At 68.1% G+C, this 25,583-nt stretch carries 24 protein-coding genes; 17 read left to right on the forward strand and 7 right to left on the reverse strand.

The genetic code is table 11. The features are described 5' to 3' along the window. The first annotated feature begins 44 nt into the window (after nt 1–44). Both ACLJPX_RS06290 and ACLJPX_RS06295 read left to right on the forward strand, forming a co-directional pair. Nucleotides 45–848 carry a MerR family transcriptional regulator gene (locus ACLJPX_RS06290; RefSeq protein WP_410599172.1) on the forward strand — a complete coding sequence of 268 codons (804 nt, stop codon included), beginning with the start codon at nt 45–47 and terminating at the stop codon, nt 846–848. Beyond that, nucleotides 845–1,840 carry a BtrH N-terminal domain-containing protein gene (locus tag ACLJPX_RS06295; RefSeq protein WP_410599173.1) on the forward strand — a complete coding sequence of 332 codons (996 nt, stop codon included), beginning with the start codon at nt 845–847 and terminating at the stop codon, nt 1,838–1,840. The genes ACLJPX_RS06290 and ACLJPX_RS06295 overlap by 4 nt, the downstream gene beginning before the upstream one ends. Here the strand turns inward: ACLJPX_RS06295 and ACLJPX_RS06300 are convergent. Then, nucleotides 1,822–2,619, reverse strand: a complete 798-nt coding sequence (locus ACLJPX_RS06300; protein WP_410599174.1) for a DUF1684 domain-containing protein — start codon at nt 2,617–2,619, stop codon at nt 1,822–1,824. The two genes, ACLJPX_RS06295 and ACLJPX_RS06300, sit on opposite strands and share 19 nt — an antisense overlap. 534 nt (nt 2,620–3,153) lie before the next feature. On the opposite strand from ACLJPX_RS06300, the gene ACLJPX_RS06305 reads away from it, so the two are divergent. Then, nucleotides 3,154–3,864, forward strand: coding sequence for a hypothetical protein (locus tag ACLJPX_RS06305; RefSeq protein ID WP_410599175.1), 711 nt, complete (start codon nt 3,154–3,156; stop codon nt 3,862–3,864). Here the strand turns inward: ACLJPX_RS06305 and ACLJPX_RS06310 are convergent. After that, nucleotides 3,748–4,179, reverse strand: a complete 432-nt coding sequence (locus ACLJPX_RS06310) for an antibiotic biosynthesis monooxygenase (protein ID WP_410599176.1) — start codon at nt 4,177–4,179, stop codon at nt 3,748–3,750. The genes ACLJPX_RS06305 and ACLJPX_RS06310 overlap by 117 nt on opposite strands. A gap of 198 nt (nt 4,180–4,377) precedes the next feature. Between ACLJPX_RS06310 and ACLJPX_RS06315 the strand changes: the two genes are divergently transcribed. The 10 genes from ACLJPX_RS06315 to ACLJPX_RS06360 all read left to right on the forward strand — a co-directional run bounded on the left by ACLJPX_RS06315 (nt 4,378) and on the right by ACLJPX_RS06360 (nt 16,060). Continuing rightward, entirely contained in the window at nt 4,378–5,625 is a 1,248-nt protein-coding gene (locus ACLJPX_RS06315; protein ID WP_410599177.1) for a DUF222 domain-containing protein, read from the forward strand. A 183-nt stretch (nt 5,626–5,808) separates the two neighbouring features. After that, nucleotides 5,809–6,438, forward strand: a complete 630-nt coding sequence (locus ACLJPX_RS06320) for a hypothetical protein (RefSeq protein ID WP_410599178.1) — start codon at nt 5,809–5,811, stop codon at nt 6,436–6,438. 28 nt (nt 6,439–6,466) lie between these two features. Continuing rightward, nucleotides 6,467–8,431 (forward strand): UvrD-helicase domain-containing protein, encoded by a 1,965-nt coding sequence (locus ACLJPX_RS06325; RefSeq protein ID WP_410599179.1) that lies wholly within the window; start codon nt 6,467–6,469, stop codon nt 8,429–8,431. Nucleotides 8,432–8,500: 69 nt separating this feature from the next. Further along, nucleotides 8,501–8,878, forward strand: a complete 378-nt coding sequence (locus ACLJPX_RS06330; protein WP_410599180.1) for a DUF1801 domain-containing protein — start codon at nt 8,501–8,503, stop codon at nt 8,876–8,878. Between the two features lie 13 nt (nt 8,879–8,891). Further along, the gene (locus ACLJPX_RS06335; RefSeq protein ID WP_410599181.1) at nt 8,892–9,284 is read left to right on the forward strand and encodes a YchJ family protein; all 393 of its coding nucleotides are present in this window, start codon (nt 8,892–8,894) and stop codon (nt 9,282–9,284) included. Between the two features lie 132 nt (nt 9,285–9,416). Next, entirely contained in the window at nt 9,417–12,515 is a 3,099-nt protein-coding gene (locus tag ACLJPX_RS06340) for a glycosyl hydrolase 2 galactose-binding domain-containing protein (protein WP_410599182.1), read from the forward strand. Between the two features lie 61 nt (nt 12,516–12,576). Next, on the forward strand, nt 12,577–13,044 hold the full coding sequence (locus tag ACLJPX_RS06345; protein ID WP_410599183.1) for a helix-turn-helix transcriptional regulator: 468 nt from the start codon (nt 12,577–12,579) through the stop codon (nt 13,042–13,044). Between the two features lie 5 nt (nt 13,045–13,049). Continuing rightward, nucleotides 13,050–13,445, forward strand: a complete 396-nt coding sequence (locus ACLJPX_RS06350; RefSeq protein WP_410599184.1) for a VOC family protein — start codon at nt 13,050–13,052, stop codon at nt 13,443–13,445. A gap of 40 nt (nt 13,446–13,485) precedes the next feature. Next, on the forward strand, nt 13,486–15,354 hold the full coding sequence (locus ACLJPX_RS06355) for a Na+/H+ antiporter (RefSeq protein ID WP_410599185.1): 1,869 nt from the start codon (nt 13,486–13,488) through the stop codon (nt 15,352–15,354). Nucleotides 15,355–15,373: 19 nt separating this feature from the next. Beyond that, nucleotides 15,374–16,060 carry a histidine phosphatase family protein gene (locus tag ACLJPX_RS06360; RefSeq protein ID WP_410599186.1) on the forward strand — a complete coding sequence of 229 codons (687 nt, stop codon included), beginning with the start codon at nt 15,374–15,376 and terminating at the stop codon, nt 16,058–16,060. Here the strand turns inward: ACLJPX_RS06360 and ACLJPX_RS06365 are convergent. Both ACLJPX_RS06365 and ACLJPX_RS06370 read right to left on the reverse strand, forming a co-directional pair. After that, nucleotides 16,023–16,790 (reverse strand): ABC transporter permease, encoded by a 768-nt coding sequence (locus tag ACLJPX_RS06365; protein WP_410599187.1) that lies wholly within the window; start codon nt 16,788–16,790, stop codon nt 16,023–16,025. The two genes, ACLJPX_RS06360 and ACLJPX_RS06365, sit on opposite strands and share 38 nt — an antisense overlap. A 28-nt stretch (nt 16,791–16,818) precedes the next feature. Beyond that, nucleotides 16,819–17,304, reverse strand: coding sequence for an MmpS family transport accessory protein (locus ACLJPX_RS06370; protein ID WP_410599188.1), 486 nt, complete (start codon nt 17,302–17,304; stop codon nt 16,819–16,821). Nucleotides 17,305–17,545: 241 nt separating this feature from the next. Here ACLJPX_RS06370 and ACLJPX_RS06375 point away from each other — a divergent pair, with 241 nt between their 5' ends. Beyond that, nucleotides 17,546–18,265 carry a DUF6597 domain-containing transcriptional factor gene (locus tag ACLJPX_RS06375; protein WP_410599189.1) on the forward strand — a complete coding sequence of 240 codons (720 nt, stop codon included), beginning with the start codon at nt 17,546–17,548 and terminating at the stop codon, nt 18,263–18,265. Here the strand turns inward: ACLJPX_RS06375 and ACLJPX_RS06380 are convergent. Continuing rightward, nucleotides 18,196–19,683 (reverse strand): FGGY-family carbohydrate kinase, encoded by a 1,488-nt coding sequence (locus ACLJPX_RS06380; protein WP_410599190.1) that lies wholly within the window; start codon nt 19,681–19,683, stop codon nt 18,196–18,198. The genes ACLJPX_RS06375 and ACLJPX_RS06380 overlap by 70 nt on opposite strands. A 127-nt stretch (nt 19,684–19,810) precedes the next feature. On the opposite strand from ACLJPX_RS06380, the gene ACLJPX_RS06385 reads away from it, so the two are divergent. The 3 genes from ACLJPX_RS06385 (at nt 19,811) to ACLJPX_RS06395 (ending at nt 22,461) form a co-directional block, all read left to right on the forward strand. Beyond that, on the forward strand, nt 19,811–20,791 hold the full coding sequence (locus ACLJPX_RS06385) for a LacI family DNA-binding transcriptional regulator (RefSeq protein ID WP_410599191.1): 981 nt from the start codon (nt 19,811–19,813) through the stop codon (nt 20,789–20,791). Nucleotides 20,792–21,126: 335 nt separating this feature from the next. After that, a complete protein-coding gene (locus ACLJPX_RS06390; RefSeq protein ID WP_410599192.1) occupies nt 21,127–21,708 on the forward strand; it encodes a DNA-binding protein in 582 nt (193 codons plus the stop codon). A 96-nt stretch (nt 21,709–21,804) separates the two neighbouring features. After that, nucleotides 21,805–22,461, forward strand: coding sequence for an RES family NAD+ phosphorylase (locus tag ACLJPX_RS06395; protein ID WP_007028108.1), 657 nt, complete (start codon nt 21,805–21,807; stop codon nt 22,459–22,461). Nucleotides 22,462–22,549: 88 nt separating this feature from the next. On the opposite strand, the gene ACLJPX_RS06400 is transcribed toward ACLJPX_RS06395, so the two are convergent. Together ACLJPX_RS06400 and ACLJPX_RS06405 are read right to left on the reverse strand one after the other, a co-directional pair. Continuing rightward, nucleotides 22,550–24,511: an alpha/beta fold hydrolase gene (locus tag ACLJPX_RS06400; protein ID WP_410599193.1), complete on the reverse strand. Its 1,962-nt coding sequence runs from the start codon at nt 24,509–24,511 to the stop codon at nt 22,550–22,552. Nucleotides 24,512–24,541: 30 nt separating this feature from the next. Next, entirely contained in the window at nt 24,542–25,516 is a 975-nt protein-coding gene (locus tag ACLJPX_RS06405; RefSeq protein ID WP_101608814.1) for a TerC family protein, read from the reverse strand. Nucleotides 25,517–25,583: the final 67 nt, after the last annotated feature.

Here is a 25,583-nt window from a genome sequence, read left to right on the forward strand (position 1 = left end):
TACCGGCTTGACCCTCTCCCCGGGAGAGGGTTCAGGCTGGTCCCATGACGACCTTGATGCCGATCGGCGTGTTCGCGCACGCCACCCGGCTGTCGGTCCGCGCGTTGCGGAACTACGACCGGCTCGGGCTGCTGGTACCCGCTCGGATCGACCCCGGCAGCGGATACCGCCGGTACTCGCTCGAACAGTTCGCCGCCGCGAGCCTGATCCGGCGGCTGCGGGAACTGGAGGTGCCGCTGGCGGAGATCGCCGAGATCCTCGCCGCGGGCACCCCGGACGACGTGAAGGCCGCGATCAAGCGGCATCACGACCGGGTGGCGGCGCGGGCCGCGGAACTCGCGGCGATCAGCGGCGAACTCGACTCCGTCCTCGCCGAGCCGACACGGTGGCTGCACGTCTACGAGCGTGTGCGCGCCCCGCAGCCGATCGCCCGCCTGCGCATCCGGACCCCGCTGAGCGGCCTTGCCGAACTGGTCGGTCCCGCGTACGCGCGGCTGTTCGCGGCGGTCGACGCACAAGGCGTCACCCTGTCCGGGCCGCCCGGGACCCGTTACCTCACCGAAGATCCCGACGAGTTGACCGTCGAACTGTTCGTCCCGGTGGACGGGCCCGTGCGAGACGACGGAGAGATCGATTCCGCCGAGCTTCCGGGTGGCCTGCTCGCGGCGACGATCCACGAAGGTGCCTACGACGATGTCGAAACGGCCTACCGCTCGCTGGGCCGCTGGATCGCCGAACGCGACCGCGTCCCGGCCGGGCCCGCCGAGGAGTTGTACCTGGTGGCGCCCGGACCGTCGGTCGCGCCCGAGTCCTACCGCACCGAGATCGCCTGGCCGGTGACCGCGTGATCCTCGACGGCATCGAGACCACGGGCGGCGAGCACTGCGAGACCAGCACTCTCGACGTCCTCCTGCGGCACGCCGGGATCGAGCTGTCCGAGCCGATGCTGTTCGGACTCGGCGAAGGTCTGGGCTTCATCTATTGGGACGGGAAGAACCTGCCGTTCCCTTTCCTCGGCGGGCGCAGCAAACCCGCCGAGATCACGGGGAAACTGGCCGGGCATCTTGGACTGACCCTGCGTGTCAAGGAGACCACGTCGGCGCGCACGGCTTGGCGGAACGTGACCGAGCAGCTCGACGCCGGTGTCCCGGTCGGCTTGCAGCTCGACTCGTACCATCTCGAGTACTTCACGTCGAAAGTCCACTTTGGAGGGCACTTCGCCGCGTTGTACGGCTACGACGAGGAACGTGCCTTCCTGGTCGACACCGCACAGCAGGGTGGTGCCGTGTCGACGTCCTTGGCCAGCCTGGAGCTCGCTCGCGGCGAGAAGGGCCCCATGACGGCGAAGAACCGCTCGTTCACCATCACCGCGGATGCGCCTCCCAAACCGCTTGCCGACGTCGTCCGCACGGCCGTGCGGGCCAACGCGGCGGAGTTCCTGAACCCGCCCATCGCCAACCTCGGATATCGCGGGATCGGCAAGGCCGCCGTCCAGGTGAGGAAATGGCTGGACCGCAGCAGCGATCCGGCCCGCGACCTCCCGCAGGCCGCCGTCCTGATGGAACGGGCGGGGACCGGCGGCGCGCTCTTCCGCCGGATCTACCGCGACTTTCTCGAAGAATGCGCGGCACACGTCGACGACGCCGGCCTCCGGGTGGCCGGCGAGAAGTACCGCGAGGTCACTCCACTGTGGACCGAGGTCGCGCGATTGTGCACGCTGGCCGGGGAAACCGGCGATACCCGGCACCTGACCGACGCCTCCGCCGTCCTGTCCGAACTGGCCCAGCGCGAACAGGAGGCGATGACGGCGCTCGCGACGGTTCAGCCCAGCCGCTCGTAAGGCAGCTTCTCCCCCGCTTCCACCGCGAACGACAGTTCGTTGCCCGCCGGCGGCAGGGGGCAGGTCGCGAAGTCGGTGAACGCGCACGGCAGGTTCAGCGCGCGGGTGAAGTCGAGGACGACGGCCCCGTCCTCGGCGGGAGCGGGCACCTCGAGCGACCGGTTGGCCGCGTAAGTGGTCACTCCGCTCGTGGCGTCGGTGAACAGGATGAGCAGGCCGTCCTTCTTGCCGTTGAACGCGGTGAGCGTGTGCTCCACGCCGTCGTGTTCGAAGCGCACGATGCCCGGGGAGACATAGACGTGGCTGAGTCCTTCGACGACCGCGCCGACCGTGGTCGGCCGCGGCTCGTCGAAGGGCTCGAAGGTGCCGGACAGCACCCACGCCGCGTCGGGCTCGTACGCCGGGACGCCGCGGAAAGCGTTCAGCACCGGAGCTTTCGGGTCGTGCGCGCGGATCAGGTACCCGCCGCGGCGCGCGACCTCGATCTCGATGTCCCCGGCGACGACCCGGGTGGTCGCACCGCTGTTGACCAGCTCGAAGCGGCGGACGCCGGTGACCCGCTCGCCGTCGTACGAGAGGTCCGCGCCCTGCGGGTCGAGGTAAGCCGCGTCGGCGTCCTGCCACCACACGCCGGGCAGCCCCTCGTACGCGCGGGGCTTGTCCTCGAGCCAGTCGAGCGAGACCAGGGCGAGCCAGCCGAGCGGGTCGGCGAGATCGCGCTCGCGCTGGGCCTTCCAGTCTCGCCAGTCCTGCGTGAACGTCTCCAGGCTTGTGGTCATCGCCGATCCCTTCCGTGACCTTGCTCGTTCTCCCAGGTCAACAGCCGGTCGGCGGAGTTATTTCCCGTCCCGGCATGTGGGCGGACCCTAGTGGACGAACAGGAGAAGCCGTTAGCGCAGCTAAACTTCGCCGACCTCGCCTCGATGCCATCATGACCTGGTCACGGCTGATCGATTCGTACAGGACCGAACGTGATACTCAGGTCCAACAGCCAGATCGAAGCACCGACCACCGCAGCGCAGCCGACGAGGAGAAACAAAAAACGAGCCGTCGACCCCCAACCGCTGATGATGTGCATCAAAGCAGCAACGATGTTATAATTTCCGATTCTTTCAGTCCTGCGATTGCGTCGTTTCGACGGTACGGCTCTCGATCTTTTTCCCACTTATCGATCTCCTTGACAGCTACTCAAAGGCTGGGTTCAACCCTCCCGATTCCTGTCGAGTCTGCTTGAATCCGCGACTCGAATGCAAGTCCCGATGTGTACACATCGGGAGCAGCCCTTACGAGCACCGTCGTGCTAGCTTCGCGCCATGTTTGAGGTGGGAGAGCCGCTCATCGAGTCGGAGATCGGCGTGCGTGAGGCGCGCATCAAGCTGAAAGAACTGACGGAAGATGTAGAGCTGAGGAACCGCGTGGTTCACTTGACTCGGCGAGGCAAGCGAATCGGGGCGATTGTCAGTTCGGACGTCGCCGAAGGGATCGTCGCCATCCGCGGGGTGGAAGGACCGGTAGTTCCTGGCGACTTGCCAGCGGCGATCAGACTGGTGGAGAGCTTGCTTGCCGGCGACACCGATGATTCACCGTCATTGGAGTCCACCGAGGACAACAGACACGCGTTGGTCGGCGCCTGCCTGTCCCTCGTCGATATCATGCTGCCTGGGCGGGCGCTCTACCACGGCAAGCTGCCCCTCATCGACTCAGATGGCAGCAAGGAAATAAAATTTGTTGCAGACCTGCTTGTACGCAAGTTGTTCAAGCGCTTTAACGTCGACGCAGTAGCGTGCGAGTTCCCGCTTGTCGCAGGTGCACTCTGGGCAGCCCAGGCCCAGGAGTCCGCAGTAGAGTACCGCTTGCAGATTCCCGTCGGGATATCGTCGGCAGAGTCGGTCATCTGGGTCTTTGCCCTATGGGAACTGTGCCAGCTCATCAACGCGATCCATGGCGAGGGTGTCGCTGAAGAGCTGATGTACAACACAGAAGAATTCCTTCGAGACGAGGCCAGTAGCACGAACTTCGACTAGAGCCCTGCTAGCGAGCTTCGCGCCCCCCCAAGAGGCATAGCCTTCGGTGGTGCCTTCCTCGACGGAGACCATCTCGGCGATCGGCGCGAAGAAGGCCTTGATCCCCGGCAGGTTCGCACCCTTCTCGCGCGACGCGGCGAAGTCCTCGGAGGACCGCCACCACACGACGTCGAGCCAGGTCTCGTCGTCGACCCGGATCAGCTGGGCGTCGAGGAAGCCCTCCCTGTCGGCCCGGAAGTCGGCGACCATCGCGGGGCGGGCCTGGAGCAGTTCGTCCGCGCGGTCGGCCGGGACCTTGAAGCGGGTCAGTTCCACTGTCGTCATGTTGCCGATGTTAGGCGACCTGCTTCGCTGCTGTGGCAGTTAGTCGGCTAAATGCATTAATGACGTTCGATGTCGCTTTGGGTAGCGACACTGTCCTGCTGGAATCACCCGTCAGTGGTGAATGTGCAGGATACGTTGTTGCTTAAAATTACGAACACCTGTTCGATAGGTTTGCGGTATTATGGAGAAGTGTCCGAGACCTTTGTTCCCGAGTTGCCACAGGAGTTGTGGCGCGCCGGCAAGCTGGAGCTCGCCCATGGCGTGCATCAGTTCTTGCAGGTGATGCGGGTCGCCTCCGCGGGGTTGGGGCGGTATTTGGCGGAGATTGATTCTCGTGGCGCGAAAGACTTATACGGTTATGGGACGACGTTGGCGTGGTTCGCCGATGTCGCGGGACTGAGCCAGGGGGAAGCGCGGCCGTATGTGAAGCGCGCAATCGATCTGAACCCCACACGTGCCCTGGACGGCACAGAGATCCCGGCTTTCGCGCCCGCCACCGCTGCAGCAGCGGCGGAGGGTGCGATCGGCGAGGAACGGATCAAGCAGATCGTGGAGATCCTGCGGAAAATCCCCGCCGAGGTATCGGTGGAGGATCGGGAGCACGCGGAGACAACCCTCGCCGACCTCGCCCGAAAGGCCGGACCCCAGCAGGTGTCGGACCTCGGGGACCAACTGCTGGGCTGGCTCGACCCCGACGGCAAAGAACCCAAAGACCCCGAACCCGCCCAACCCCGCCGCGAGCTGACCCTGGAACGCCGCAAAGACGGCTACTGGAAACTGAACGGCCTCCTCGACGACGAGGCCGGGGCCCGGACCGCCGCGGCACTCGAGGCTTACGCCAAGCCTCGCCCGATGGACGAGTTCGGCCAAGCCGACCTGCGCACGAAGGCCGAACGTCAAGGTGACGCCTGGGCCGAGCTGCTGGACTTGGCGATCGCGTGCCCGGACCAGCCCGGGACCAGCGGCTACCGCACCCTGATCCACGTCACCATCGGCCTCGAGGAGTTGAAGTCCGGTCTGGGTACGGCGTGTGTCGATTTTGTCGGGACGATGACGGCCCGCGAAGCCAGGATGGCGGCCTGTGACTGCCTGATGCTCCCCGTCGTGATGAACGCGGCCGGTGAGCCCCTGGACGTGGGACGGCTGAGACGGTTCGTCACCCCAGGGCAACGCCGCGCCTTGAACATCCGTGACGGGGGCTGCGCGTTCCCGGGCTGTCATCGCAAACCGAAGAACTGCCACGCCCACCACATCCACCACTGGGCAGACGGCGGCCCCACCGACCTCCGCAACCTCGTGCTGCTCTGCGGCTTCCACCATCGGCTGATCCACCACGGCGACTGGGAAGTCCAGATGGCAGCTGACGGGTTACCGGAGTTCATCCCGCCGCAGTATCTGGATCCGTTACGAAAACCCCGGCGCAACTGCACTGTGTGACCCGAGGAGCCCGCCAGCCACACCGGCGACGGGCCCCTCGGCATGCCCGGAACTGTTCAGTACCGGCGGAAACCCGAAGATCGACTGCGCCATTCGGGCGTATTCACCCAGAAGTCCTCGGTCCCTTCTCAGCGTCCGGAGCAAGATCGGCCGTTCCGGACTTGGGAGGGGACGGAATGCCTCATGGTGAATCAGCCACGTGGACCGGACGGTCGCTGGGTCAAATACAAGTACGGCGCGGGCGCGATGGTCGCGGCGGGAGTGGTCTTGGCCGCTACGAGCGGGATAGGTGGCGGCACCGCCGCCTCCCTGGATTCCGCCGCCGGCCAAGCCCTCAAAGGCAAATCCTCCAGCAAGAAGTCCGCCCAAAAGGGCCGCCATTCCGAAGCATGGCAGCGCTTGGGCTGGCGTCAGCTCAAGAGAACCGCGAAACGGGAACTGAAGTGCGGACCCCATTCCTTCGGTGAAGCCCAGCGATTCTTCCTGCGTCACCCCTGCGTCGATCTCGATCGCCTGATCGTCACCATCGACGACGGATCCGGAAACACCATCGCCGTGTCCGTCGCGTGGGTGAAGATGCCGAAGGCGAGCGAAGCGAGCGAGCTGAAACGGCTCATCGACAAGGACGGCACCGGCAATGTCGCGCTCCTCGGCGAGAAGGAGCACGGAGGCCGGTTCACCGGCGAGAACTACGACTCTCGGCTGCGCAAGAAGCTGGTCGTGATCGCCGAGTCCGCGCCCGCGGCGGGACGGCCGAGCAAAGCGACGCTGGAGACCGCCGTCGAGATCGCCGTCGAATTCCCCGCCCCTTGACCCTGCCCTCAACGGAACGGAACGCACTTTGAGCAGGAGCGAACACTCCAGAAGGCGACTCGAAGCCCAAGCGAGGCAGCTTCTCGAAAGAACCTTCACCAACCTCGATTCGCTGCACCGCAACGTCCTCACCGCGCTGCTCAGCCGGACCGGCGCGGGCTGGCGGCTGCTGGTCAAAGCCGTGCTGCCGTCGGACGACGACCGGAGCGCAGACGCGTTCCTGATCGGGCGCACGGGCGTCCTCGCTCTCCTGATCGCCGACAAGGGCCCGGACGACGAGACCGCGCACCAGGTCTTGCGCCACGCGAAGGAGCGCTTCGCCGGAATCCCCGGACCGCAGGGCCGGTCCCTGGCCGAAAGCGCGATCCACCTCGTGGTGATCGGCCCGGGTGCGGGCAAGCCCCGCCAGGACGGCGTCTACTGGTCGCTGACCGAGGCCAGCCTCGACCGTATCTTCCGGCGCGACGCGCTCCACCTCGACCGGCGGCTGGTCGCCCTCATCGCCGACCAGGCGGAACGACGCCTGCGCGCCTACCGTCCGCTGGCCGTCGAGCAGCCGGATCGCGCACCGGACTCCGCGGGGCTGCTGGACGCGGCCGAGCTGATCGAAGACCAGCTCGGCGCGGCGCAGCGACGGCCGTTCGACTCCTGGCTCACCTTCCTGCATCCGCAGCAGAACGCCATCGTCAAACGCGACTACTCGGGTCCCGCGCGGATCAGCGGGCCGGCGGGGACCGGCAAGACGGTCGTCGCCCTGCACCGGCTCAGGCATCTGGCCCGGCTCAGCACCGGACCGCTGTTGTTCACCACGTACGTGCACTCGTTGCCGCCGGTGATCAAGACGGCCTTCGACCGGCTGGCCCCGGAGCTGGAGGAGCGCGCCGAGTTCACGAACCTGCACGCCTGGGTCCGCCGGTTCCTCGCCGGCCGGGAAGTCCGGGTGAACGTGGACCGGACCCAGATCGAGAACGCGTTCAGCTTCGCGTGGATCGCCTTCCGTGAAAGGCTCGAGCCGATCGAACCGCACCCCGATTACTGGCGCACGGAGCTGGACAGGGTGATCAAGGGCCGCGGGATCACGACGTTCGACGGCTACCTCGCGATCGTCCGCCGGGGCCGGATCCTGCCCCTCAACGCGAACCAGAAGGAACTCGTCTGGGGCCTGTACGAGCACTACCAGCGCAGGCTCGCGGACAACGGCGCGCACGACCACAACGACCTGATCGAACTGGGCCGCGCCGAACTCCTGCGGCGACCGCTCGAAACGCCGTACGCGGCGGTCGTCGTCGACGAGGTCCAGGACATCCCGTTGACCGGGCTGCGGCTGTTGCGCGAACTGGCGGGCGACGGTCCGAACAAGCTCCTGCTGGTGGGCGACGGACAGCAGCAGGTCTATCCCGGTGGCTGGCGGCTGTCCGACGCCGGGATCCCGATCCAGGGCCGTGGCGAGATCCTGAAGGTCAACTACCGCAACCGTGCCGAGGTGCTGGGCTTCGCACAGCGCTTCGACGCGACGAACCGGGTGGACGACCTCGACGGCGCGGACGGGGTCGCCCTGCGCGCGGCCGAATCGGCCAGCGCGGGCGGTACCACCGACACGTGGCGCGGCACCTCGCGCGAGCTTCCCGTCGCGCTGGTCGACGCCGTCCGCGGGTTGCCGGTCCGCCGCGATCATTCGGCGCTGATCGTCTTCCAGCACAAAGATCTTGTCCGGTGCAACGAAATCCTGCGGGCGGCGGGGATCCCCACGCTGGCGCTGGAGAACTACACCGGCGAAGCCGACGGCAAGCTCAAGGTCGGCACCGTGCACCGGGCCAAGGGGCTCGACTTCGAGGCCGTGCTGGTGCTGGAGAACACCCGCGAGAACGTGACCGGGCCGCAGGCCGAGGAGGAACGCCGCGAGCTCCGCGGCAGGCAGCATCTGGTCGCGGCGACCCGTGCCCGCGACTTCCTCTGGTGGGGCGTGCTCGACGACAAGGAGTCCACCGAATAATTTTTTTGTCTTGACAACTCGAACCTTCGGACGGTTAGCTGGGCGCACACCGACCGAAGGGATCAAGTCATGGCCAAGTTCGCGAACGTCGACGACTACATCGCCGCCCTGCCCGAGAACCTGCGCGAGGTCGCCATCGCGCTGCGTCCGATCGTCAACGCCGCCCTGCCGGGCTCCATCGAGGCGATGTACCACGCCTCCCCGACCTGGAGCGCGGGCGAAGCCGCGGGGAAGAACCTCGTCTGCCTGATGAAGGCGTACTCGTCGTACGTCACTTTCGCCCTTTGGAAGGGACAACTCGTCGACGACCCGTCCGGCAGGCTCGAGGCGAGCGCGCGGGAGATGGCGCACGTCAAGCTGCGCTCGGCCGACGACATCGACGCCGAACTGTTCACCGGCTGGCTCGATCAGGCACGAGACCTCGAAAGCGCCGCCGCCCCGCGATGACACAATCGCGGACGTGCCCGCGATCACCAACGAATCCCGTTGCCCGTGCGGCCTCGGCGAGCCCTATGGGGCCTGCTGCGGCCGCTTCCACCGGGGAACCGCGACAGCGCCGACAGCCGAACTCCTGATGCGGTCGCGGTTCAGCGCGTTCGCCGTCGGCGACACGGACTACCTCACGAAGACCTGGCATCCGAAGACCCGTCCCGCCGATCTCGAGCTCGACCCGGGACAGCGCTGGACGTTCCTGGAGATCCTCGGCAAGACCGGCGGCGGCCTGCTCGAGGCCGAGGGCACCGTGGAGTTCCGGGCCCACTACCGGCAGGATCGCCGTCCCGGCAGCATGCACGAGAACAGCGCCTTCGTCCGCGTCGACGGACAGTGGAGCTACGTGGCACCCGTCAGCTGACCGCTGACGAACCCGGCGCAAGGGTCTGTTCCCCGCGCGAAGTGGCGGCTACTATCTCCCCCAACATTGTTAGGGAACTTTCTTAACGATTTCCGCCCAGGTCCGCCGCCGTGTGCCCAAGGAGGCGCGCTCGTGAGTTTTCGGCAGAAGAGAACCCGGATCCCGTTACTGGCCTTGACCGTCACCGCGCTGGCCGCCGCGGTCTGCGGGGTGACCACCGCTCCCGCCGCCACCGGCGCCGAAGTGGCCGTACCGCTGTCCGTCGGCGCCGCCGCGGGCAACGCCACCCCGATCCCCGGCTTCGTGATCCAGTCCTCGGCACAGGTCAGCGATGACTCGGCGGTGTCGAAGCCGGGCTTCCCGACCTCCGGCTGGTACCCGGTGTCGTCGCGGTCGACGGTCTACGCCGGGCTGCTGCAGAACGGCAAGTACGCCGACCCCTTCTATTCCACGAACATGAAGAACGTCCCGGCGGCGCAGTTCTCCGTGCCGTGGTGGTACCGCACCGACCTGAACGTCGAAGACACGTCGTCGCGCACCTATCTCGACTTCAGCGGCGTGCTCTCGAAGGCCGACGTCTGGGTCAACGGCACCAAGATCGCGACGAAGGACCAGGTCAACGGCGCCTACACCCGCCACGACCTGGACATCACCGCGCACGTCCGCGCGGGCGTCAACAGCGTCGCGTTCAAGGTCTACCCCAACGACCCCAACAACGACCTCTCGATGGGCTGGATCGACTGGGCGCAGACCCCGCCGGACCAGAACATGGGCATCGTGCGTGACGTCCTCGTCCGCCGCAGCGGACCGGTCGCGCTGCGCAGCGCGCACGTGGTCCAGAAGCTGAACTCCGCGCTCGACCACGCGGACCTCACGGTCAAGGCCGACGTCCGCAACGACTCGGCGAACGCGGTGCAGGCCACCGTTGCCGGCACGGTCGCGGGCAAGCCGGTCAGCCAGACCGTCTCGCTGGCCGCCAAGGAGCGCAAGACCGTCACCTTCGGCGTGGTCGGCCTCGACGACCCGAACCTCTGGTGGCCCGCCGGGATGGGCGGCCAGCACCGGTACTCCCTCGACCTGACGGCGAGTGTCGGCGGCGCGCCGTCGGACACCTCGAAGTCGAAGTTCGGTGTCCGCGACGTCAAGGCGCCGTTGAACTCCAGCGGCGGACGGCAGTACAGCGTCAACGGCAAGCCGCTGCTGATCAGGGGCGGCGGCTACACGCCGGACCTGTTCCTGCGCTGGAACGAGACCGCGGCGGCCGACAAGCTCAAGTACGTGCTGAACCTCGGGCTCAACACGGTCCGGCTGGAAGGCCACATCGAGCCGGACGAATTCTTCGATCTGGCCGACGACCTCGGCGTGCTGACCATGCCCGGCTGGGAATGCTGCGACAAATGGGAAGGCCACGTCAACGGCGAGGAGAAGGGCGAGCCCTGGGTCGAATCGGACTACCCGATCGCCAAGGCTTCGATGTTCTCCGAAGCCGAGCGCCTGCGTGACCACCCGAGCGTCGTCTCCTTCCACATCGGCAGCGACTTCGCGCCGGACAAGCGGATCGAGCAGGGCTACCTCGACGCGATGAAGGCCGCCGACTTCACCCTCCCGGTGATCCCGTCGGCGTCGAAGAGGCCGTCCCCGATCACGGGCGCCTCCGGGATGAAGATGAACGGCCCGTACGACTACGTCCCGCCGGTCTACTGGTACGACAAGTCGCAAAAGGACCGTGGTGGCGCCTGGAACTTCAACTCGGAGACCAGTGCCGGCGTCGACATCCCGACGATGGACACGCTGAAGCGCATGATGTCGCCGAGTGAGCTGGAAACGATGTGGAAGGACCCTTCGGCGCCGCAGTACCACCGTTCCTCGTCGACGACCTTCGCGAACCTGAAGCTCTTCGGCAACGCGCTCACCAAGCGCTACGGCGCACCGGCGGACCTGAACGACTTCGTGCGGAAGTCCCAGCTCGCGCAGTACGAGAACGTGCGTGCGGAATTCGAGTCGCATTCGCGCAACTACACCGACTCGACCAACCCGTCGACCGGGTTGATCTACTGGATGCTCAACAGCCCGTGGACCTCGTTGCACTGGCAGCTGTTCGACGCCTACATGGACCAGAACGGCGCTTACTACGGCGCGAAGAAGGCCAACGAGCCCCTGCACATCCAGTACTCGCACGACAATCGCTCGGTCGTGGTGATCAACCAGACGTCGAACGCGGTGAGCGGGCTGACGGCGACCACGAAGCTGTACAACCTCGACGGCACGGAGAAGTACAGCAACACCAAGACCGGGGTGTCGGTCGGGGCGCTGGGCGCCAAGGCCACCGCGGTCACCATCCCGGCGGTGAGCGGGCTGTCGACGACCTACCTGGCGAAGCTGGTGCTCACCGACTCGTCCGGCAAGGAGGTCAGCCGGAACGTGTACTGGCTCTCCACCAAGGCGGACACGCTGAACTGGGCCGGCAGTGACTGGTACTACACGCCCCAGTCGGCCTACGCCGATCTGTCCGGCCTGAAGAACCTCGGCCAGTCGGCCGTCGGCGCGACGGCCAAATCGGTCGCCGGAGCCGACGGCACCACCACGACGACCGTGACGCTGAAGAACACCTCGGGCGGCAAGCTCCCGGCGTTCTACGTCGACTCGAAGGTCGTGGACTCCGCGGGCAAACCGGTGCTCCCGGTGGAATGGAACGACAACGCGGTGAGCCTGTGGCCGGGTGAAACGACCACGCTGACCGCGAAGTACCGCACCTCCGACCTCAAGGGCTCCAAGCCTTCGGTGCGGGTCTCCGGCTGGAACACCGGGACGCAGACCGTTCCCGCCGACGGCTCCGGCCCCGGCCCGAACAACCCGGTCGACTACCAGGCGGAGGACGCCACGGTCGTCGGCGGCGCGGTGGAGTCCAACCACGCCGGGTTCACCGGCACCGGGTTCGTCAACTACGACAACGTTGCGGGCAGCTCGGTCGAGTGGACGGTCACCGCGCCCGCCGCGGGCACCTACGACGTCGTCGTCCGGTACGCCAACGGCACCACGGCGAACCGGCCGCTGGACTTCTCCGTCAACGGCACGGTCAGCGCGTCGGGTGTCGGCTTCGGCGGCACCGGGGCCTGGCCGAACTGGACGACGAAGACCGTCAAGGTGACGCTGGCCGCGGGGGTGAACAAGATCAGGGCGGTCGCCACCACGGCGACCGGCGGTCCCAACGTGGACAAGATCACGCTCTAGTACGGAAACCCACCCGAGGCCCCCTTCGCCGCCCGGCGAAGGGGGCCTTCGGCGTCTCAGCGTGGGTTACGCTTTCCGGGTGACCGGACAGCGTGCCCCCGACCCGCGCCTGCGCGACCTCGCCATGCTGCGACGCGTCCGCGACCGGATCGACCGCGACTACGCGCAGCCGCTCGACGTCGAGGCGCTGGCGCGCGGCGTGCACGTCTCCGCCGGGCACCTGAGCCGGGAGTTCCGGGCCGCGTACGGCGAATCGCCCTACAGCTACCTGATGACCCGCCGGATCGAGCGGGCGATGATGCTGCTGCGGCGCGGGGACATGTCAGTCACCGAGGTCTGTTTCGACGTCGGTTTCTCGTCGCTGGGCACCTTCAGCACCCGGTTCTCCGAACTGGTCGGCATCTCGCCGAGCGTCTATCGCAAGCAGGCGGTGGAAGAAGGCCGCGGCATGCCCGGCTGCGTCGTCAAACAGGTCATGCGGCCGATCAGGAATAGAGAAGCGGCTTCCCCGCGTCCCGACCTACCTTGACTCGCATGACCCTCTCGATTCACTCGTCCTTCCTCCCCGCCGACGATCTCGAGGCCGCTCTTTCCTTCTATCGCGACGTCTTGGGCTTCGAAGTGCGTGAAGAAAGCCCGCTGCGGGTGACCGTCGGAGCGCCGGGCCGGCCGGGGACGTCGATCGTGCTCCGTTCCCCGGCGGCCGATCCGGAGGTCACCGGCGAGGAACGCGCCGTGATCGCCGAACTGATGGCCAAAGGCAGCTACGCGACCATCGTGCTCGCCACGCGGGACCTGACGGAGACGTTCGACCGGATCCAGGCGACCGGCGCGGACGTCGTCCAAGAGCCACTCGACCAGCCCTGGGGCGTCCGCGACTGCGCTTTCCGCGACCCGGCCGGCACCCTGGTGCGCATCGAACAGCGGTAGCCGGGCCTCGGTGCGCGCGCACCGGGGCTCTCGGGTGATGATGAGCGGCGTGGAGATCGCGGTAGAACTCGTGGCACTGGTGGTGGCCGTCCTCCTGGTCACCGCCGCGGCGCGGAAACTCGACTGGTCGGCGCCCCTGTGCCTGATCGCGGTCGGGGTCGTCGCCTCGTACGTCCCCGGCGTCCCGGAGTACGAACTGGACCCGGAGGTCGTCCTGCTGGGGCTGCTGCCCCCGTTGCTGTACGCGACCGCGATCCGCACCTCGCTGATCGACTTCCGCCGCAACCGCGGGCCGATCCTGCTGTTGTCGGTGGGTCTCGTCATCTTCACCACGGTCGCGGTCGGCGTCGTGGCGTGGCTGGTGATCCCCGGCCTGCCGCTCGCCGCCGGGCTCGCGATCGGCGCGGTGGTCGCCCCGCCCGACGCGGTCGCGGCCACCGCCGTCGCCCGCAAGGTCGGGATGCCGCGCAAGCTGACCCGGCTACTGGAGGGCGAGAGCCTCTTCAACGACGCGGCCGCGCTGGTCGCGTTGCGGACGGCCATCGCGGCCATCGCCGGTTCGGTCAGCCTGCTGCAGGTGGGCGGGGACTTCCTGCTCGCCGCGGGCGGCGGTCTGGTGATCGGGTTCGCCGTCGGCGCGCTCGCCGCGATGATCCGCACGCGGCTCGAGGATCCGGTCAGCGACACCGCGCTTTCGCTGGTGGTCCCGTTCGTCGCCTATCTGGCCGCGGAGGCGATCCACGGTTCCGGGGTGATCGCCGTGGTCGTCGCGGGCCTGATCCTCGGGCACAAGGCGCCCAGCATGCTTTCGGGCCGCTCCCGGCTGGCGAGCAGGCTGAACTGGCAGACCATCCAGTTCCTGCTCGAGAACATCGTGTTCCTGCTGATCGGGCTGCAGGTCCGCCGGATCATGACCGAGGTCGGCGACAGCGGGCTGAGCGCGCTCCAGCTCGTCCTGATCTGCGTCGCCACGCTCGCCGCGACGATCCTCACCCGCGTCGTCTGGATGATCGGTATCGGCCTGGCGCGACGAGTGTTCCGCCGTCACGCCTGGCCCTGGCGGTACTCGACGGTGATCGCCTGGGCGGGGATGCGCGGGGTCGTCACGCTCGCGGCGGCGTTCGTGCTGCCGGCGGACACCCCGCAACGAGCCGTGCTGGTCCTGGTCGCGTTCGTCGTGGTGGCGGGGACCCTGCTGCTGCACGGCACGACGCTTCCGGTCCTGGTCCGGCGCCTGAAACTGCCCCCGCCCGATCCCGCCGAAGACGCGTTGCAGGAGGCCGCCGTCATCAACGACATGACGCGGGCGGCCCTCCAGGAGCTGGAGAAGATCCGGACCCCCGAGGATCCGGACGACATCGTCGAGCGGCTGCGCAGCAGGCTCCAGCACCGCTCCGACTCTGCGTGGGAAGAACTCGGCAGGCAGAGCGCGCTGACCGAAACGCCGAGCGACGCCTATCGCCGCCTGCGGTTGAGACTGCTCGAAGTCGAGCGGGAGAAGTTCCTGGAGGCGCGCGACTCGGGGATGGCCGATGATGATGTCCTGCGCCGGATCCTCGAACGCCTCGACATCGAGGAATCCATGTTGGACAGGGAGGAGGAGACCGTGCCGGACTCCGATCGGGAACTGCGCACCCCCGCCGCGACGGCGGGATCCTGCAAGCATCTGACCAAGGAGTGGCCCGCTGTCGAACCCAGCTCGCCCGACGTGTGCGCGGTCTGCGTCGAGAACGGGATGACCTGGGTGCACCTGCGCGAATGCGTCAAATGCGGGAACGTCGCCTGCTGCGACTCCTCACCGGGCAAACACGCGACCGAGCACTTCCACGACTCCCTGCATCCGGTGATGCGCAGCCACGAGCCCGGCGAGACCTGGCGTTGGTGTTTCGTCGACAAACAACTGGGCTAGCTCGGTATCGTCGGCGTGCATGAGCACCCCAGAGCAGGAGATCGAATACCGCCAGCACCGGTTCTCTCCCCCGCCGGGATCGACCGAGATCTTCCTCGTCCGCCACGGTGAGTCGGCCCCGGCGAAGGGCGACTCGCCGTTCGACCTCGTCGACGGGCAGGCCGATCCGGACCTCGCGCCGGAGGGCAGGGACCACGCCGAACGGGTCGGGCGCCGTCTGGCGGACGAGCGGATTTCCGCGCTGTACGTGACGACGCTGCGCCGGACCTCGCAGACCGCGGCACCGCTGGCTGCGAAGCTCGGGCTCACGCCGGAGGTCGAAGCCGGCCTGAGGGAGATCCACCTCGGCGACTGGGAGAACGGACTCTTCCGCCGCTACACCCACGAAGGCCACCCGATCGTCGAGAAGCTGTGGCGGGAACAGCGCTGGGACGTCATCCCCGGCGCGGAGACGATGGAGGCGTTCGGCGGCAGGCTCAGGGCGGCCATCGGCAGGCTCGCGGCGGCCAATCCGGATCGGCGGATCGCCGTGTTCACCCACGGCGGGGTCATCGGTGAGGTCTTCGCGCACGCCAGTGCCGCGAAGAACCGGTTCGCGTTCCTCGGGGCGGACAACGGCTCGATCTCACACCTGGTGGTGTCGGGCGAGCACTGGATGGTGCGGCGGTTCAACGACACTTCGCATCTTCAGTCGCCTTTCGGCTGATCCGGCCCGCGGCGACCAGGTGCACGGCGACCAGGACCGCGACGGCCTCCGCGGCCAGCAGCCCGATGAGCACGAGCACCTGGGTCACCCCGGCCTGCAGCGGCCCGGCGCCACCGAGGAGGACCCCGACGTAGGCGCCGGGCAGGGTCACCAGGCCGACCGTCCGCGTCTGGTCGAGCGCCGGGATCAGCGCGTGCCCCGCCGAAGGACGGCAGATCTCCAGCGCGGCCGGGCGGCGCGGGAAACCCAGCGCCAGCGCCGCTTCGTACTCGCCGTGCCGGGACACCAGTTCGTCCAGTGCGCGCCTCGCGGCCTGGGAGGTCGCGGACATCGCGCCGCCGATGACGATCCCGGCGATCGGGACGATCGCGATGGGCCGCCACGGGACCACCCCGGTCGCGAGCACGAGCGCCAGCACCGGCACCACACCGGAGGCGATGGCGAGCGCCACCCACGCGAGGTCTTTCGGCACACCGATCCGGCGCGACGAGGTGACCGCCGCGATCGCGAACATCAGCAGCACGAACCCGCCGGTCAGCCAGCCCGATTTCAGGATTCCGACGATCACCAGCGAGACGGCGGCGAGTTGCACGACGGCGCGCGCGGCCGCGAACAGCACCGCCTTGCCCTGCCCCAGCCGTCCGAACTGCACCACGGCCGCACCGAAGATCGCCAGCACGGCCAGGACCACGGCGAGCACCGGGCCAAAAGCGATCGCACCATCCGTCACGCGGACGATCCTGCCGCAGCGCGGGGGATCAGGACGTGCAGGTCACCGGCGCGCCCGCGGCGGGGGCGGCGCGTTCGCTGACGACCTCGCCGTCGACGAGGATCCGGCACCGCAGCGCGCCGCTGCCCGTGCCCTGTGCGGAGAGACTGTAGAACTCGTCGCGGCCTTCCTGGCCCACCCGCTCGAAGGTGGTGCTCCACGGCGCCGTCACTTCGGTCTTCTGCATGAGCTCGGAGCCCTGCGCGACGTACGTGACGTTCTGAGCGCCCTTCGCACCGGAAAGCTCGTAGACGACCGAGTGCGTCACGGTGCGCACGGCGGCCGCGGCCTGTTCGACCTGCGGCGCGGGCGGGTTCTGCACCGGCTTGGACGCCTTCGGCAGCACATAACTGGTCAGGGTGACGGCGACGGCCATCACACCCAGCACGACCACGACGGACCCGAGCGGCTTAAGCCTGCCCGGGGCACCCTGTCCCGGCGCCGATGCCGGAGGGGTCGCGATGGGAACACCCATGGAGAGGTCTTCTCTCGTCCGAGCGCACTTCCAACGAGTGCGTCGTTTACTTCTCGTTCCAAGGTGACTCCGCGTTAGCCGTTATCGGGAAGAAACCCGATATTCACCCTTTTGGGTGCCCTGAAGACAGCGGAGTACCTGGTCATCGGACGATCGGCGTAAACACGGTGAGCCGGATAGCTCACTTTGAGTGATATGCCTGGCTCGATTCCTGTCGTACCCCCGGGGCATCATGGCAACCGTGTACCGGGAAACGACGGCATCCGCCGGGCTGGGCGGCGTGGTGCGTTGCCTGTGGGAAGACGCGGGCCGGGCGCCGAAGCGGATCGTGCCCGACGGCTGCGTCGACCTGGTCGCGAGCGGAGATGAGGTCTTCGTCGCCGGACCGGACACCACGGCCTGGACCTGGGAAACGCCGTCCGGCGTCCGGGCGCGCGGCGTGCGGTTCGCGCCCGGCAGGGCGGGCGACGTCCTGGGGCTGGGCGCCGACGAGCTGCGTGATCAGCGCGTCCCCCTCGGCGACCTTTGGGGCAAGGAGGGCGCGCTGCTCACCGAGCGGGTGCTCGACGGTGCCGCCTCGCTCACCGACGTCGTCGCGGAACACCGGACCGGACGAGGCGACCGGGAGATCGCGGAGCTGATCGCCAGGCTCGACGGCGGCGTCTCCCGGGTCTCCGCCGCGCTGAAGACGTTCGCCACCGGGGAGCGGCAGTTGCGGCGGCGGTTCACCCTCGCGGTCGGCTACGGCCCGGCGACGTACCTGCGCGTCACGCGGTTCCAGCGCGCCATCGGGCTCGCCGGGACGGCGCCGGATCTCGCCTCGCTGGCGTTCTCGGCGGGCTATGCCGACCAAGCCCACCTGAGCCGGGATTGCCGCGAGTTCGCCGGGGTTCAGGCGAGGGAGTTCTTCCTCGCCAGGAAATGCGCTATGTCCACTGTGGACTCGTACAGCGCGCGATAATGCGGATAGAACTCGTCGTAGACCTCGGCGTCCGGGCCGGGGCGGACGATCTCGGCGACCGGGTTCCAGGCTTCGACATCCGGCTCCCGGCCCAGGGCGACGGACGCGAGAACGGCGTTGCCGAACGCGGCACCGATGGTCTCCGCGGGGATCTCCTGGTCGATCCGCGCGACGTCGCTGACGATCCGCGTCCACACGCCGCCCTGCGTCCCGCCTCCCACGGCGACGAACCGCCGTGTGCCGCCACCGGCTTCCCGCATGGCTTCGAGGTTGTGCCGCACCCCGAACGCCGTGCCTTCCAGCGCCGCGCGGTAAAGGTCGGCGCGGCCGTGGGAAGTGGTGAGCCCGGCGATGACGCCGCGTGCGTCCGGATCCGGGATCGGTGTCCGCTCTCCGGCGAAGTACGGCAGCATCAGCAGTCCGCGGCTGCCCGCCGGGACCTCGCCCGCCGCGGCGGACAGTTCCCCGAACTCGCCGCCGGTGAGTTCGCGCAGCCAGTCGGTGATCGCGCCGGACGTGGCCATGCCCGCCGCGAGTGAATAGGTGCCGGGGAACACGCCGCGGGTCGTCCACAACCCCTGGCCGGGGCGTGGATCGGCGAGCACCTGGAGCAGGAACATCGTGGTGCCGTACATCAGCATCGTGTCCCCGGGCGAGGTGACCCCGGCACCCGTCGCCTCGGCCCAGGCGTCGATCGTGCCCGCCGTCACCGGGATCCCTTGCGGCAGGCCGGTTTCCGCGGCCGCCTCGGCGGTGACCGAACCGACCACCTCGGTCGGCCACGCGAGCCGGGGCAGCTCGATGCCCGGCGCGATCGCGGCGACCCGGTCCGGTGCCCACCGGGCCTCGCGCAGGTCGTACATCGGATCGCACTGGCTCGCCGAATGGTGGTCGAGGACGTACTCACCGGTCAGCCGCAGCACGAGGAACGAACTCGCCATCAGGAACAGCTTCGCGCTTTCGAACACGTCCGGCTCGTTCTTGGCCAGCCAGCGCCATTTCGGCCCGACGGCTTGCGAGCCGAGCGCGCTGCCACCGCGTTCCACAATGGATTCTTCACCGAATTCCCGGTTCAGCTCACGGATTTCGTCATGAGCGCGGGTGTCCACGCCGTAAAGGATCGCCGGGCGCAACGGTTTTCCGGAAGCGTCCGCCGGGAGGAGCACCGGTCCGATCCCGCTGACCGAGACTCCGATGATGGGATGATCCCCGGCTCCTGCCAAGAGTTCCCTGGCCAGGGCGAGAAAATCCTGCCACCACACGGTTTCGGCGTCGTGTTCGAACCAGCCGGGACGAGGGCGGGAAGTGTCGTGCCGCCGGAATGCTCGTGCCACCACGGTTCCCCGGGAATCGACGAGGACACCTTTGGAACTCGAGGTGCCGATGTCGATGCCGAGCACCAGGCCCGGGTCCCCCACGGCACCTCCGGAGTCCCAGCGCGAACTTTCAAGCGCGAGTAGCGCGATCAGCGGATGGTAACGATTGTCGGTCAAGCTATTCTTCCCGTGCGAAGGTGTCAAGACACCTGCAGAAGGGGAGGTCACGGTGGCCACCATCAACGACGTGGCGGCGAAGGCCGGGGTTTCGACGGCGACCGTGTCGAGAACGCTCAACGGGAAGTCCACTGTGGACCCGATCCTCGCGGCGCGGGTACAGGCCGCCGCCGCGGAGTTGGGATATCACCCGAACGGGCTCGCAAGGAACCTGCGCCGTCAGGAAACCGCGGTGCTCGCGCTCATCATCTCCGACGTGGAGAACCCGTTCTTCACCGCGATCGCCCGCGGCGTGGAGGACATCGCGCAGACGGCGGGCTATTCGGTGGTGCTGTGCAACGCCGACGACAACGAGGAGAAGGAGCGGCGCTACATCGACGTCGCCCTCCAGGAACGGGTCGCCGGCGTGGTGCTCTCCCCCACCGGCCGGGCCACCAACGTCGACAGGCTGACCCAGCGCGGCACGCCCGTGGTCGCCGTCGACCGGCCGCTGCTGGAGAACACCGGCGACCAGGTGCTCGTCGACACGCGGCTCGCCGCCCGCGACGCGACACGCCACCTGATCGACGGCGGCTACCGGCGGGTCGCCTGTGTCAGCGGGCCTCCCGGGGTGCGCACGGCCGAAGACCGGCTGGCCGGGTACACCGACGCCGTCGGCGTGGAGAACGCGCTCACCCGGCGTGCCGAGTTCCGCGCCGAGGGCGGCAGGCTCGCCGCGCTCAGCCTGCTCGACGAGCCGGAGCCGCCGGACGCGCTGCTGGTCGGCAACAGCACGATGGCGATCGGCGTCCTGGAAGCGCTGGCCTCGCGCGGCCTGCGGTCGGGACAGGACGTGGGGATCGTGTCGTTCGACGACGCGCCGTGGACGACGTTGATCGATCCGCCGCTGACGGTGGTCGCCCAGCCCGCGAACGAGGTGGGCAAGGTCGCCGCCGAGCTGCTGCTCGCCCGGATCGGCGACAGCACGCGCAAGGCCACGACGACCACGTTGCAGGCGAAGCTGATCGTGCGCCGGAGCTCACGGCGCGGCTGATCCCGGAGATCCCGGATGAACGACGTGCCTGGGCGACCGGTTCGCGCCGGCCGCCCAGGAACGCCCCACCCCCTTGTTCCCCCAAGCCGGCCCCATACCAGCCGGGTTCTCCGAAGCGGTGGGAAGAAATCGATTACCTTTCGGAAGGTAAGTTCCCCCCTACGACCTGTCAAGCCGGGATCCCTGGACAAGGTCGCCCGATCCGGGCACACTGTTCCGATATTGCCTACTGCGCGTGTGTGATCCCGTGCGCTCTGTGTTCGTTTCTGGTGAATTCCCCCACGAAACCGAGATGAGACCGCACGAACCCGCACAGACGCGTTACCCTAGGCGCTATGTCCATTGCGCTCGAGAACGTTCTCGCCAAGGCGGGCCTGAAGGTCGACGCCAACGAGTTCCTGAACCTCGTCGAGGACGCGGCGCGGAGGCTTTCCCCGCCGAACCCCGATCCGTCGCACTACTTCTCAGCGGATCAACGTGCCGCGCTCACCGACGTCGGCCTGGACATCTCCCCCCGCAGCGAGGACGAACCGGACTTCCGTGCCCGCACGGTCGCCGCGCACGCCGTACTCGCCGATTCGGCACTGAGCGTGCTGGAGGCGGCGAAAGCGCTGGGCGTGGACGACAGCCGCATCCGTCACCGCCTGAAGGAGGGCAGGCTCACCGGCTGGAAGGACCAGGGCTGGCGGCTGCCCGCCTGGCAGTTCACCGGCTCCGGAGTGCTGCCCGGCCTGGAGGTCGTGCTGCGCGCCGTCCCCGAGGACCAGCCCGCGCTCGTCGTCGCCGCGTTCATGAGCACCCCGCAGTCCGATCTGGTGATCAACGAACACCCCGCCACCCCGCGCCAATGGCTGCTCTCCGGCGGCGACCCCGAACATGTCGCGAGGCTGGTGGCCACTCTCGGTTCCCCGTTCTGAGGTTTTGCCCGACGACGGAAAAATTCAGTCGGGGGCAGGCCGTAGGCTGACCCCACCGAGCAAGATCACCCGACAAGGACGGACGACTCCCGAGGTATGGCCCGGCTCCCCCTGCCGCCCGCACGCTCTGTCCTGGTCAAGGAGCTGCACCGCACCAATGACGTGGTGACGGTGCATCCCGGCACCAGGCTGGTCAGGATCTTCACCGCGCACGGCAACCACCCCCAGCAGTGGAATTCGTTCCGCTACAGCGGCCCGCTCCCCCATGGCCGCTTCGACCCGCAGACCCCAGGTCGCGGCGGGCGCCCGGTCACCGACCCCGGGAACGGTGTCCTGTACTTCGGCCTCACCGTGCGCACCAGCATCGCGGAGGTCTTCCAGACCACGTCGACGGTCGACCGCAAATCCCGCGGCCCGCGCCTCGTCGTCGTCCGGCCGACCCGCACGCTGCGGCTGCTCGACCTCGCCGGCCTGTGGCCGACCCGGGTCGGCGCCTCGCAGGAGATCTCGAGCGGGCCGAAGAAGATCACCCAGGCTTGGGCTCGCGCCATCCGCGCGGCCTTCGGCGACCTCGACGGCGTCTGGTACCGGTCGTCCATGGACTCCGGCGGGCCCGCGCTCGCGCTGTGGGACCCCCCGGCGGGGAACTCGCTGCCGGTCGCGCCGGACGTGCTGCTCCCGCTGGACCACCCTGGGCTCGACGTCCCGCTGGGCCGGGTGTGCGAAGAGCTGAACTACACGCTGTTGAGCTGACCGATGCTGAGCTGACCAATGCTATGAAAGGCCCGTTACTTGCAAATTTTGCAAGTAACGGGCCTTTCATAGCGTTCGGTACCGAAGATCAGAGGTGACGGGCCCACCACTGCAGCACGGCGTCGAACCGCTGCACCCGGTGCCGCGGCTGACCCGAACGCGTGAGTTCGTGCCCCTCGCCCGGGAACAGCAGGAACTCGGCAGGGGCCCCGGCGCGCCGCAGCGCCACGTACATCCGCTGCGCCTGCTCCAGCGGGCACCGCCAGTCCTGCTCGGAGTGCGCGACCATGAACGGGATGTCGATCTTTTCCGCGTAGGTCAGTGGGCTGCGCTTGCGCTGTTCTTCGACATCGTCGCCGATGTAGCCGCCGGCGAAGAACCAGCCGATGTCCGAGCTGCCGACGAACGAGTCGTGGGCGTTGACGGCGCGCTCGCTCCACGCCGCCCGGAACCGGCCGCCGTGGTGCGCGGCGAGCCAGCTGGTCATGAAGCCGCCGTACGAACCACCCATCACACCGACGCGATCACTGTCCAAATTGGACATCTTGAGCGCTTCGTCCAGCAGTGTCAGCAGATCCTGCGCGTCCACGGTGCCGAAGCCGCGGACGATGCTGCGACCGTGGCTCTCGCCGTAGCCCGCGGAACCGCGCGGGTTCCCCAGGACGACGGCGTACCCCGCCGCGGCGAGCACCTGCGCCTCGTCGAAGACCTTCCATTCGTACGGCGCGAACGGCCCACCGTGGATCATCAGGACGACAGGATGCGGTCCGTCGCCCTCGGGCCGGACGATCCAGCCGTGCACCGGATAGCCGTCGGACCCGGTCGCGTCCAGTTCCTCCAGCGGCCGGATCCCGATGTCCCGCAACGTCTTCGAGTAGTCCGTGAGCACACGGGGCTCCTCGTCCGACAGGAGCACGACGTCGCCGGAACTCTCGGGCGTCCCGATCACCGCGGCGATCCGCGCGCCGTCGACGACGAACGACTTCACCGCGGCGAACTCGCCGGCCAGGTACCGCAACGACTTCAGCTCGGCCAGTTCGGCGTCGAGCGGAACGGCGCGCAACTCGGCGGCGCCGCGGGTGCGGACCACGACGAGCACCTCGTCGCCGAGGACGGCGGGCGGGCCGGCCGCGTTGTCGCAGTCCACCGTTTCGACGTCGGTCAGCCGGCGCGCGGACGACGGCTCGTCACCGGAAGGCCACGGCGCGTGCCACAGCCCGGTGTTGCGGGCGATCTCCTCCATACCGGGGAATTCGGTGCCGTAGAACAGGATCGCACCGTCCGGAGTGGACACCGGACTGGCCGCGCTGCCCGGGGTCCTGACCAGCAGCCGGGGCTCGCCACCTCCGGCGGGCACGGCGTAGACGTCCGAGCGGACGGTGTCTTCGACCGCCCAGTCACGGGGCGCGACGATGAGGACGAACTCACCGTCGACCGTCCACGAAGGATGCTCGACGTCGGCGCGGTCGTCGGTCAGCGGCGTGAGGTCGGCGGGCGCGGCCTCCTCCAGCGCGGCGACGGCGTCCACGACGAACAGACGTTGTGGACGGTCGTTGAGGAAACCGATGTCGTCGACCCGGTAGAAGAGGTTCGTGATGTGCCGCGGCGCTTCTTCGGCGGGCTCCGGGGTTTCGCCGTCCGCGTTCTCCGTGCCGTAGCGGCCCGGCTCGGGCACGCGGGCGACGAAGGCGATCCGGCGGGAATCGGGTGCCCAGACCGGGGTGCCCGCGCCGAGGGGCAGGTCGGTGATCCGCTTCGCGTCACCACCGGCCACCGCGATCACGTGCACCTGCGACTTGGCTTCGCGCCCGGAGCCCTCTCCCGCCCGGAGGAAGGCGACCCACCGGCCGTCCGGGGAGATGACGGGGGCGGAGTCCTTGGTCCCGTGGGTCCAGGGCTCTTCCCCGCCACCGCGAGGATCGACCCTGCGCAGGCCGCCGCGGTAGCTGTTCGTCTTCAGATCAGGCCTGCTCAGCGCGGTGAGCAGCAGGTCGCCGCGCAGCGCGGGGATGCCGGGGACCGTCAGGGCTTCGATGTCAACGGGACGCACAGCCCCGACGGTACCCGATCCTTAGCAGCTCTAACTACTGATTGAAGACTCCCGCTCGGCGGCTTCCAGCTTCTTCGCTTTCGACAGGCTGGCCACCGTCGTCACGGTCAGGACCACGACGATGACACCCAGGGAGACCCAGTTGTTGATGTCCAGCCAGTCCGGCACGACGTGGTACTCGTGCAGCGCGTGCAGGAACAGCTTGGCGCCGATGAAGGCGAGGATCACCGCGAGGCCGTAGGACAGGTACACCAGCTTGGTGACCAGGCCACCGAGCAGGAAGTACAGCTGGCGCAGGCCCATCAGCGCGAACGCGTTGGCGGTGAAGACCAGGAATGCCTCCTGCGTGATGCCGAAGATTGCCGGGATCGAGTCGACGGCGAACAGCAGGTCCGCGCTGCCGATCGCGACGATCACCAGGAACATCGGGGTGATCCAGCGCTTGCCGTCCTTCTTCACGAACGACTTGTGGCCGTGCCACTCGTTGGTGACCGGGAAGAGCTTGCGCACCCAGCGGGTGAGCGCGTTCTCTTCGTATTCCTCGTCCTCGTCCTTGTTGCGGACCATGCTGACCGCGGTCCAGATGAGGACGGCGCCGAAGAGGAAGAAGACCCAGACGAACTGCGCGATCAGCGCGGCGCCCACGGCGATGAACACGCTGCGCATGGCGAGCGCGAGCAGGATGCCGATCAGCAGCACGCGGTGCTGGTGGATCGCGGGCACCTTGAACGACGTCATGATGATCATGAAGATGAACAGGTTGTCGACGCTCAGCGAGTACTCGGTGATGTACCCGGTGAAGAATTCGACGCCGGGGTCGTGTCCCCCGAAGATCCAGACACCGATGCCGAAAGCGACGGCCACGGCGACGTAGAAGATGACCCACCGCGCGGCTTCGCCGGTGGTGACCTCGTGCGGCTTGCGATCGACGATGACCAGGTCGAGTGCGATCAGCGCGAGCAGACCACCGACCGTGGCGATCCATAGCCACAGGGGAACAGACATGTAACCAACCCTCCGGATAGTGCACAGCAGCAACTAACCGGAGGTCTCTTCCGCCGGTACGAGACCG

This window comes from Amycolatopsis sp. lyj-90 (assembly GCF_046549035.1).
Classification (GTDB): domain Bacteria; phylum Actinomycetota; class Actinomycetes; order Mycobacteriales; family Pseudonocardiaceae; genus Amycolatopsis.

What these genes read in the sequence shown, in the direction of transcription:
- ACLJPX_RS06290 (WP_410599172.1), top strand. Translation starts at nt 45, where the DNA reads ATGACGACCTTGATGCCGATCGGCGTGTTCGCGCACGCCACCCGGCTG.
- ACLJPX_RS06300 (WP_410599174.1), bottom strand. Translation starts at nt 2,619, where the DNA reads ATGACCACAAGCCTGGAGACGTTCACGCAGGACTGGCGAGACTGGAAG.
- ACLJPX_RS06305 (WP_410599175.1), top strand. Translation starts at nt 3,154, where the DNA reads ATGTTTGAGGTGGGAGAGCCGCTCATCGAGTCGGAGATCGGCGTGCGT.
- ACLJPX_RS06320 (WP_410599178.1), top strand. Translation starts at nt 5,809, where the DNA reads ATGGTGAATCAGCCACGTGGACCGGACGGTCGCTGGGTCAAATACAAG.
- ACLJPX_RS06330 (WP_410599180.1), top strand. Translation starts at nt 8,501, where the DNA reads ATGGCCAAGTTCGCGAACGTCGACGACTACATCGCCGCCCTGCCCGAG.
- ACLJPX_RS06350 (WP_410599184.1), top strand. Translation starts at nt 13,050, where the DNA reads ATGACCCTCTCGATTCACTCGTCCTTCCTCCCCGCCGACGATCTCGAG.
- ACLJPX_RS06355 (WP_410599185.1), top strand. Translation starts at nt 13,486, where the DNA reads ATGAGCGGCGTGGAGATCGCGGTAGAACTCGTGGCACTGGTGGTGGCC.
- ACLJPX_RS06360 (WP_410599186.1), top strand. Translation starts at nt 15,374, where the DNA reads ATGAGCACCCCAGAGCAGGAGATCGAATACCGCCAGCACCGGTTCTCT.
- ACLJPX_RS06370 (WP_410599188.1), bottom strand. Translation starts at nt 17,304, where the DNA reads ATGGGTGTTCCCATCGCGACCCCTCCGGCATCGGCGCCGGGACAGGGT.
- ACLJPX_RS06390 (WP_410599192.1), top strand. Translation starts at nt 21,127, where the DNA reads ATGTCCATTGCGCTCGAGAACGTTCTCGCCAAGGCGGGCCTGAAGGTC.
- ACLJPX_RS06395 (WP_007028108.1), top strand. Translation starts at nt 21,805, where the DNA reads ATGGCCCGGCTCCCCCTGCCGCCCGCACGCTCTGTCCTGGTCAAGGAG.
- ACLJPX_RS06405 (WP_101608814.1), bottom strand. Translation starts at nt 25,516, where the DNA reads ATGTCTGTTCCCCTGTGGCTATGGATCGCCACGGTCGGTGGTCTGCTC.